This is a genomic window from Micromonospora sp. NPDC002411, assembly GCF_053592955.1.
The window spans coordinates 1-8,455 of sequence record NZ_JBSFBM010000293.1 but is presented as its reverse complement, the minus strand read 5'-3'; the positions used below and the strand labels follow the sequence as shown (position 1 = coordinate 8,455).

Sequence of the window (8,455 nt, the reverse complement as noted above, 5' to 3'; positions counted from 1 at the left end):
CGGTCGCGGGCCTTGAGGCGGGTGGTGGGCAGGGCGGGCGCCGGCAGCGGCGGCGCCGCATCGTCGGCGACCACGCCGAAGCGCGCGTCCCCCGCCATCCAGTCCTCCCGGGCGGCGAGGATCTCCTCGTGCGAGCGGCCCACGAAGTTCCACCACATCACCAGCGGCTCCTCGAACGGCGTACCGCCCAGCAACAGCAACCGGGCCCCCGACCCTCCCCGCACGGTCAGCTCGCGGCGACCCGTACCCAGGTAGAGCAACGCCCCCGGCTCGAACCCCACCCCGGCGGCCTCCGCCGAGCCGGACATCGCCAGCACGGCGTACTCGAAATCGGGCCGCAACGACAACGTCGTCGGCGCCTCACCGCCCAGCTCCAGTTGCACCCCCACCAACGGGGTGTGCACCACCGCCGGTGACCGCTGCCCACCGAACTCACCGACCAGCAGGGTGACGTCCACCTCGCCGTCGCGCCAGCGCGGCAGGTCGGCGTGGTGCGCGAAGTCCGCCGCACCGGCTCGCGCCGGGTCCGGCAACGCCACCCAGAGCTGTACGCCGTGCATCACCGGCGGATGGTCGGCCGGCGACCGCTCGGAGTGGGCGATGCCGTTCCCGGAGGTCATCACGTTCAACTGGCCGGGCCGGATCGGCTGCACGTTGCCGAGGCTGTCCCGGTGCAGGATCTCCCCTTCCAGCAGCCAGGTCACCGTCTGCAGACCGGTGTGCGGGTGCGGTGGCACCTCCATGCCGGGCCGCTGCGCCACATCGTCCGGGCCGAAGTGGTCGACGAAACACCACGCGCCGACCATGCGGCGGGGACGCTGTGGCAACAGTCGCCGCACAGTGGTGTACCGCCCCAACGGCACGTCGTGGCCGGGCAACAGCACACTGCCGGGATCAACGTCGGCCACACCAGGCGGTCGGGTCTGCGCCAGCATCGACTCGGTACGCTCCACCGCCCGACTGTACGCTCACGCCCACCCACGGCCGCAGCGCTTCGGTTCGCCGACTGCTTGGCTCACCGGCCTTGGCCTTTGGCTACTCGGCTCACCGGCCGCCGGCGGACACCGTCACCCGGTTCGCACCCGCGACCAGGTCCAGGTAGAGCCGTTCGGTCGCACGATCCCAACCCGGCGTGCTGAGGACCGCACCCGCGCCCACCCCATCCCAGCGGTCGGTGCCCAGCGCGACCGAACCGGCGCCCACTCCCACGCGAACCCGCACCGGCGTCTCCCCGGCGAGCCGGATGTCGAGCTGACTAGTTCCACCGATGAGTCGTACCGTCAGGATGCTGGCGCCCTCCGGGCTGCCGGCACCGGACGCGCTGCCGGTGCCGGCCGCGGTGACCGGTGGCAGCAGGATCTCGGTGTGGGCCGACCCGCCAACGAGTTCCACGCCCAGCAACCGGCCCCGGGCCAGGTCCAGGACCTGACGGCTCACCCCGCCGGCGAGGTGCAGACGCCAGGCGACCCGCTCGTTGAGCAGCACCCGCACGGCCCGTGTGCCACGCTCCCCGGACTCCGCGAGGTCGAGTCGGACGGTCTCCCCGGTGACTGTCGGTCGACCCACCACCGACGAGTCGGCCGGGCTGCTGATCCGGTACAGGTCGTTCCCCAGCTCGGCCATCCGCAGGTCGAACGAGGACACCCCGTCCGCGAGCACGAAGGTGCCTTTCTGCCGGCCCGCCAGTGGCGCCGTGAGCAGCCGCTCGTCGGTAGCCGTCCCACCGGGTCGACCATCAGCCGCGTCCGGGTCGGCGACGCCTCCCGCGCGCCCAACGCCGTCGGGCCGGGTGCCGTCGGGGCGGATGCCGTCGCGTCCACCGGCGTGGGTCGTGCCGAGTCGCCCGGGGTCCGCGATGATCACGGCCACCGCGGCCGCACCCAGCAGCAGCACGACAGCCGCAGCAGCCACCAGCAGGCGGGAGCCCGTGGACCACCGCAGCGGTACGTCGTCACCGGCGGGTTCCGGCGGCGCCTCCGGTTCACGATTCGTGCCGTACCCCACCGCGGTCATACCTCTGTCCCTCCGCCGGTCCCCGACGGGAGGTACGTACCCGCCGGCCGATCGGATCACTCCGCGCCGCCAGCGCCACTCCACTACGTCGCCGAACGGTCGCCGCATCACGAGATCTTGGACAGTTTCCGTTCACACGTAACGGAAACTGTCCAAGATCTCGGAGTGGATGGCCCGCCGCCGCCTTCGCGGCGCGGTGGATATGCCGATGGCCGGCACCCGTTGTGGGTGCCGGCCATCGGTCGGTTGGTGCGGTGGGGGTCAGCTGTTCCAGTACTGGCCGACCAGGTCGGTGGCCTGCTGCTCCCACTGGGCGTAGGCGTCGGGGTAAGCGGAAACCTGTACGGTCTGCGCGGCGTCGGTCAGGGGCATGTCCTGCCACCCGTCAACCTGCCGGAGGCCCTTGAGGAACGCGGTGGTGGAGTAGGCCGGGTCGGTGATCTGCTCCGGCGTGCCCCAACCACTGGACGGGCGCTGCTGGAACAGGCCCAGCGAGTCGTGGTCGTTGGCGTCGCCGAGGTGGCCGAGGTTCTCCAGCTTCGACTCCTGCAGGCTCGTCGCGATCGAGATCACCGCGGCGCGCTCGGGGAGGCCGGCCTTCTTCGTCGCGGCGATGATCGCCTTGACGTTGGCGGTCTGCTCGTCGTTCAACGTGATGTGCGACTGCTCGCCCTGCGGCTTCGGCGCAGCCGCCTGCACCGCAACAGCGGCAGGCTTCGCGTCAACGGGGTTGGCGTGGGCGGCGATCGGACCAGCGAACACACCACCAGCGAAAGCCAGACCAGCAACAGACAGCACACTCTTACGCATGATCGTGTTCATGGGGGAAGCTCCTTCGGGGGTAAGGACACCCGCCTGAATACAGCGGGCGTGAGCACCTCGTCCGGCGCTGCAACAAAAGTCTTAGGGGTTCATCGGCGGCCAGCGAGCGGGGGGCTCGCGGCGCCGGGTCCACCTGTAACGACCCGGGGGCCGAGGTCATTCCGGGGGCGGACCATCCGCTGGCACCCGATAGAGCGGGGTGCCGGTCGGGCCGGGGTCCAGGTGTAACGACCCGGGTTCGGGGGTCATTCCCGGGGGCGGACCATCGCGCCGACAGGCCGTGGTCCTGCCATCGTCAGGGTGTGTAACGACCCCGACCCGGCCATCATTCCGGCCGACGAGTGGCCTCGACCACACGCCGATACCACCCAAACGGAACAAACCACACGGACCAACCCGACCCCAGGCACCACACCACCCACGCTGGCGGGCAGAACACCCCCAGCTCACGCTTGATCCACACGACTTCGCTGATGTCGCGGTATCCGTGAGGGTTTGATACCGCGACTTCGCCGAAACCGTGTCGATCAAGACGTGTCGGTCAGGACCGCGGGCCCAGCACAAGGCTGACGCCCATCGGAGTGCTCCGACGGGCGTCAGCCTCAGTGCTGTCCGGGCGTTGCCCGGTGGTGCGGGTTAGTGCGCGGCACCACCGAAGCGCTGGCGGCGACGCCAGGCCAGGGTCAGCAGCAACATGATCGCTCCGGCGCCGACCAGGCCGCCACCGAGCTTCATGGGCGTGCCGAGGCTGTCACCGGTGACGGGGAGCGGCTGCTTCTTGTGCAGCACCCGCAGCTCCGTCGAGGCGGTACGGCCGGACTCCCGGCCGGTCGCGGTGAAGGTCAGCAGACCCGTCACCGACGGCTTGTAGCTCTTGGTGAAGCGCCCCTGGGCGTTGGTGAACGCCGTGAAGTTCAGCGGCGCGCTCGCCTGATAGGCCACCGGGGCCATGGCCACGGTGCTGCCGTCGCTCCGGCGAGCCGGAGCCTGACCGCCGGCCGGAGCGGCCAGCGGGGTGACCGTCACCGAGATGTCGACGGTCTCGTTCGGGCCGAAGTTGGTGCCGGTCAGGATGACCGTCTCGCCGAGGAAGATCGTCGGCCGGTTGACGGTCAGTGACGCCACTACCGGCGGGTACGGCGGCGGTTGGGGCGGGTCAGTGGTCGCACTGGGCGCCGGCTGCGGCTGCGCCGCCCCCGCTGCCGTCGGCACGGCCACCACGGCCAGGCCGACCGTGAGCGCCATGATGATGCGGGATAGCCGCATGATTGGTTCCCTCCTACTGGTCACAGCTTGGTGCGGAATGAACTTGGGTGGTCCAGGGGCTGGCGGTGGGGGTCAGCCACAGCTCGGCCTGACCGACGCCGGTCTTGGCTGTCAGCACGGTGGCCTCCAACGTCTTCTCGGCGCCGGGGGCGACGTCGACGCTGGCGGTCGCCACCTGACGGCGGCGTTCGGTGCCGCTACCAACGGCCGTCTCGGCCCCGTCGAGCCGGGCCTCGAGCACCGCTCCGCCCGCAGGGCTGAAGATCGACACCAACGTGCGGACGGTGTACGGATCACCAGCCATACCGAGACCGAGGACGGACTTGGTGAGTCCGGACTTCGGCGCCGTCGAGCGCAGGGTCACCCGCAGCCGGAGCTCGCGGCGACCGTCGGGGCGGCATTCACCGACCGTCAGGTTCGCCGTCTGTCGTAGGTAGTAGCCGAGCTTCGCGCCGCTGCCGTCGTTGAGGAACACGCCGACAGTCGGCACGGTGTCCTGCTCCGGAAGCGTCCCGGCCATCCGGCTGTCGCCGAACGTCCGCTGTTCCTCAGGTCGGGCACTCCAGAACAATATCCGCCGTTCGGTGATAGCACGGTCAAATGCGGACAACAACACCCTAGGGTTGACATTCTTCTTGAAGAAGGCGTCGAAGACCGCCGCCGCCGACGCCGCGAAGAACTCGTCCTGCTCCTCGACGTCGAGCCGCCGGTAACTGTCGTTGAGCAGTGTCTGCACGACCTTCTCGCTGGCCAGCGGCACACCGCCGGGCACCAGCACCGGGCCGGTCGCCTTGAGCAGGTAGGACAGCACCACCGGATCGACGGCGAGGACGCCGTCGACGGTGGTGCCCGTCTTACGCCGGAACATCTCGCGGTACAGCGTCGCGGCGGTCGGGAAGTGCGGGGACAGATTGACGTCGGCCGGGTAGATGCCGGGAAGGTCGGTCCAGAGCGCGCGGGTCTCGGCGGGCACCTTCAGCGCCGGTTTGAAGAAGCCAAGCGAGGACGAACTGCCCTGCTTGCCCATCTTCACGGCGCCGTTCGCCGCCTCGATCATCGCGTACGCGCCGAACATGCCGCCGGTGGCACGCAGCTCGGCGAGGTTCTGTGAGACCAGCAGGTACCGCCGCGGCCCGCTCGCGCCGAGCAGTGGCGGCAGCAGGCGGGCACCCTGGTCGGCAGCCGTGGTGAGGCCGGCCAGGCGGTCGATCTCACCACGCAGGTCGACAAGCGCCTGCCGGACCTGGCTGACCAGGCCGTCGGCCGGCACCGCCGCCAGGTCTCGACGCGTTTCCTGCACGGACTCGTTGACCCGGGTCAGTTCGGCGGAGACGCCGCTGAGCCGGGCCAGGTCCAGACGACCGCCGGTCGGCACCAGGCTGGTCAGGTCCATCCGGAGCAGGGTCGGGAACGCCTGCCGGGCCAACTCGTCGATGGCGGCAGCGATCTGCTGAACGGCATCCAGGTTGTCGCCCACCATCGGGGTACGCCGACCAAGCCGCCAGCTCGGGTCGCTGGTCGCCGCACGGGCCGCGCGGGACTGCTCCTGAAGGGCGGCAAGGGTCCGCAACGCACGGTCGGTGTCCCCGCCGACCACGAGAGCGCTCAACTCTCGGGCGAGGCCGGCGGCGTTGAGTAGGTGGGCACGCGCCTGCCAGCCGCGAAAGCCGACCCAACCGCCGGCCGCCAGCAGAAGCGAGCCGACCACCAGGGCACTGAGGAGGGCGCGTCGCAGTCGGGCACGCCGACGGCGCCGGGACCGGCTCCGCCTTCGGGTCGGCCGTTCGCTTTCCGTCACACCACACTCCCATTCGGGGAATCGGACAGATGGTCGATTCCCTGACGTTCTTAGCATGCGTCCGGGAACTTCGTACCGTTATCGCAATGATTACCGCTTAAGCGAGGTTTCCTCGCAGTTCGCTGACCGGCGCTGCGGCCCGCCCCGCTGCTTCGTGCAGCAGCCGCTCGATCCGGTCCACCCCGGCGGGCAGCGACATCTCCCGCAGGTACGCCGACCGCCCTCGGCGGCCCATCTCAACCCGAGCGGGCGGCGGGATCGTGGCGGCCAGCCAGAACCGGTCGGCCAGCGCCGCCCAGTCCTCCGGCGGGCAGGAGAGACCGGCCCTGGCCCGTTCGACCAGCTCGGCCGTATCCCCGCCGGCCGACGCGACCACCGGGGCAGCACACGAGAGCGCGGCCTGGAGCTTGCCCGGCACCGTGCCGCGCAGCTCCGGAAGGTCGCGCAGCATGACCAGCTGGTAGTCGGCGGCGGCGTACAGCTCGGGCATGTCGACAGGTGACCGTCGCTCCACGAAGCGGACATTGTCCGCGCCCAGCTCGGCGGCGAGCCCCCGCACCCGCCGCTCGTCCGCGCCCGAACCGACGAGGACCAGGTCCATCGTCCGGTCGAGCGCCGCCGCCGCCCGGACCGCGGTCTCCAGTCCCTGCCGCGCGCCGATGGTCCCGGCGTGCATCACCACGCACCGACCGTCCCGACGGACCAGCTGGCGGGCCGCCACGCCGGGCGTCACCGGGTGGAAGATCCGCTCGTCGGTCCAGTTGAGCACCTCTCGGACCCGGGTCGGGTCGGCGCCCGCGGCGACCACCAGATCCCGCATCGACGGCGCGGCCACCGCGATCCGCGCCGCGGTCCGAAAGATCCGGGTCATCGCGCTGCCCATCCGCGCCGCCCAGCGGTCCTCGCCGGTCTCCTCGGCGCCGTCACGGGTCCAGACGTCCTGCACGTGCAGCACCGCCGGCACCTGTCCGAGCAACCGGAGCACACCGGCGGTGGCGAACGTCGTCGCCGGTAGTTGGAAGACGTAGAGCGCGTCCAGATCGGTGAAGTACCGCCGGGCGACCCACGTCGCGCTGCCCGCGAAGGACAGGTAGTTGGCCATGCGGCCCCTGGTGGACGTGGCCCGCCCGGGGTAGCGCGGCACCCGTCGGACGGTCAGCTGTCTACTGTGCGTCTCGTGGTGCCATCGCTGCCGCCAGCCGGGATAGACGTGCCCGCCCGGGTAGTCCGGGAATCCGGTGAGCACCCGAACCTCGTGCCCACGCGCGGCCAACTCCTCCGCGAGACTCCCGGGGATGAACGCCGGTTCGGGCGGAAAGTGGTACGACAGGATGCCGATCCTCACTGACACACCCCCGTCCGGTATGGATTGGCGTCGGTCGGCGCGGCACGACGACCGGCGGGCGTCTCGCGCGCGTACGATGCCGACAACCCCTCCCCGCGCGACCACCGGCGTCGACGCACCGCCCCCGCGGTGTGGACACCCGTGTCCGCACCGATGAGAGGGGCTCCGATGGCTGATCGTGTGTTGTTCGTCTGCCACGCCAACCTGTGCCGGTCGCCGATGGCCGAGTTCCTGGCCCGCCGACTGCTGGCCGGCCGGCCCGTCACAGTGGCCAGTGCGGGCACCGACGCGATCGACGGGTTGGGAATGCACCCGTACGCCATGGAGGTCGCGACCGACAGCGGCGCGGACCCGGCGGCGTTCCGGACCCGGGCGTTGCGCCCCGAGTACCTTGCCGACGCGACGCTCGTGCTGACCGCGACCCGGCGCCAGCGCTCGGTCTGCACCGCGCTGGCGCCGGCGGCGCTGCACCGGACGTTCACCGTGCGCCAGTTCGGCCGGCTGGCCGCGGCGGCCGAACCGCCCGCCGGATCGGCCGACGACTCGTTGCAGGCGGCGATCGCCGCCGCCGCCCTCGCCCGGGGACGGCTGCAACCCGCCGCCCCGGACGCGGACGACCTCCAGGACCCGATCGGCGGCACCGCCGCCGACTTCCGACGCTGCGCCGAGGAGATCGAACGGTCGCTGCGACCCCTCGCCGCGCTCATCGGGGCAGCCGGGTGAGTTCCTGGGTGTGGTCGGTGACGCCGTTGAGACCACCGGTGGTCGCGACGTGCCGACCGGTTGCGGCTCGTTCGGTCGGCACCGACGTCGTGGGCGTCGAGGCGACCACCCGGTAGGCCTCGTACTGGTACGCCTCGGCCTTGGCCACCTTCGCCATGTTGAGCACGCAGCCGAGCAGACGCACCGAGACCGAGTGCAGTGAGCGGGCCGCGGCGGCGACCTGGCTTCGCGAGGTACGGCCCTGCTGGGTCACCAGCAGCGCGCCGTCGGCCTGCACGGCCACGACCACGCCGTCGGTCACCGCGAGCAGCGGCGCGGTGTCGATGATCACGATGTCCGCCGACTCCCGGAGCGCCAGCAGCAGGTCCGACATCGCCTTGGAGCCGAGCAGCTCGCTCGGGTTCGGCGGGGCGGAACCGCTGGGCAGCACCAGCAGCAACTTGTCCCCCCAGCGCTGCACGACGTCGCCGACCTGCACGTCGCCGACC

At 71.2% G+C, this 8,455-nt stretch carries 7 protein-coding genes and 1 pseudogene; 1 reads left to right on the top strand and 7 read right to left on the bottom strand.

The features are described from left to right. The 6 genes from ACWCO3_RS27045 to ACWCO3_RS27020 form a co-directional block, all read right to left on the bottom strand. The coding region (locus ACWCO3_RS27045) for a pirin family protein (RefSeq protein WP_450012706.1) at window positions 1–953 on the bottom strand (953 nt) is incomplete at its 3' end. Window positions 954–1,044: 91 nt separating this feature from the next. Continuing rightward, window positions 1,045–2,013 carry a hypothetical protein gene (locus ACWCO3_RS27040; protein WP_358076285.1) on the bottom strand — a complete coding sequence of 323 codons (969 nt, stop codon included), beginning with the start codon at window positions 2,011–2,013 and terminating at the stop codon, window positions 1,045–1,047. A gap of 261 nt (window positions 2,014–2,274) precedes the next feature. Next, entirely contained in the window at window positions 2,275–2,835 is a 561-nt protein-coding gene (locus ACWCO3_RS27035; RefSeq protein ID WP_450012703.1) for a hypothetical protein, read from the bottom strand. A 636-nt stretch (window positions 2,836–3,471) separates the two neighbouring features. After that, window positions 3,472–4,101, bottom strand: coding sequence for a hypothetical protein (locus ACWCO3_RS27030; RefSeq protein WP_145781678.1), 630 nt, complete (start codon window positions 4,099–4,101; stop codon window positions 3,472–3,474). Between the two features lie 13 nt (window positions 4,102–4,114). After that, complete coding sequence (locus tag ACWCO3_RS27025; RefSeq protein WP_357935156.1) at window positions 4,115–5,809, bottom strand: DUF4012 domain-containing protein; 1,695 nt, start codon at window positions 5,807–5,809, stop codon at window positions 4,115–4,117. A 187-nt stretch (window positions 5,810–5,996) separates the two neighbouring features. Next, the gene (locus ACWCO3_RS27020) at window positions 5,997–7,244 is read right to left on the bottom strand and encodes a glycosyltransferase family 4 protein (protein WP_145781674.1); all 1,248 of its coding nucleotides are present in this window, start codon (window positions 7,242–7,244) and stop codon (window positions 5,997–5,999) included. A gap of 168 nt (window positions 7,245–7,412) precedes the next feature. Between ACWCO3_RS27020 and ACWCO3_RS27015 the strand changes: the two genes are divergently transcribed. Next, complete coding sequence (locus tag ACWCO3_RS27015; protein ID WP_145781672.1) at window positions 7,413–7,967, top strand: arsenate reductase/protein-tyrosine-phosphatase family protein; 555 nt, start codon at window positions 7,413–7,415, stop codon at window positions 7,965–7,967. Here the strand turns inward: ACWCO3_RS27015 and ACWCO3_RS27010 are convergent. Next, window positions 7,948–8,455 (bottom strand): annotated as a pseudogene (locus ACWCO3_RS27010) (polysaccharide biosynthesis tyrosine autokinase); the annotation flags it as partial. The gene ACWCO3_RS27015 and the pseudogene ACWCO3_RS27010 sit on opposite strands and share 20 nt — an antisense overlap.

Excerpts from the sequence above, each read along its gene's own strand:
- ACWCO3_RS27040 (WP_358076285.1), bottom strand. The coding sequence starts at position 2,013 with ATGACCGCGGTGGGGTACGGCACGAATCGTGAACCGGAGGCGCCGCCG.
- ACWCO3_RS27015 (WP_145781672.1), top strand. The coding sequence starts at position 7,413 with ATGGCTGATCGTGTGTTGTTCGTCTGCCACGCCAACCTGTGCCGGTCG.
- ACWCO3_RS27035 (WP_450012703.1), bottom strand. The coding sequence starts at position 2,835 with ATGAACACGATCATGCGTAAGAGTGTGCTGTCTGTTGCTGGTCTGGCT.
- ACWCO3_RS27030 (WP_145781678.1), bottom strand. The coding sequence starts at position 4,101 with ATGCGGCTATCCCGCATCATCATGGCGCTCACGGTCGGCCTGGCCGTG.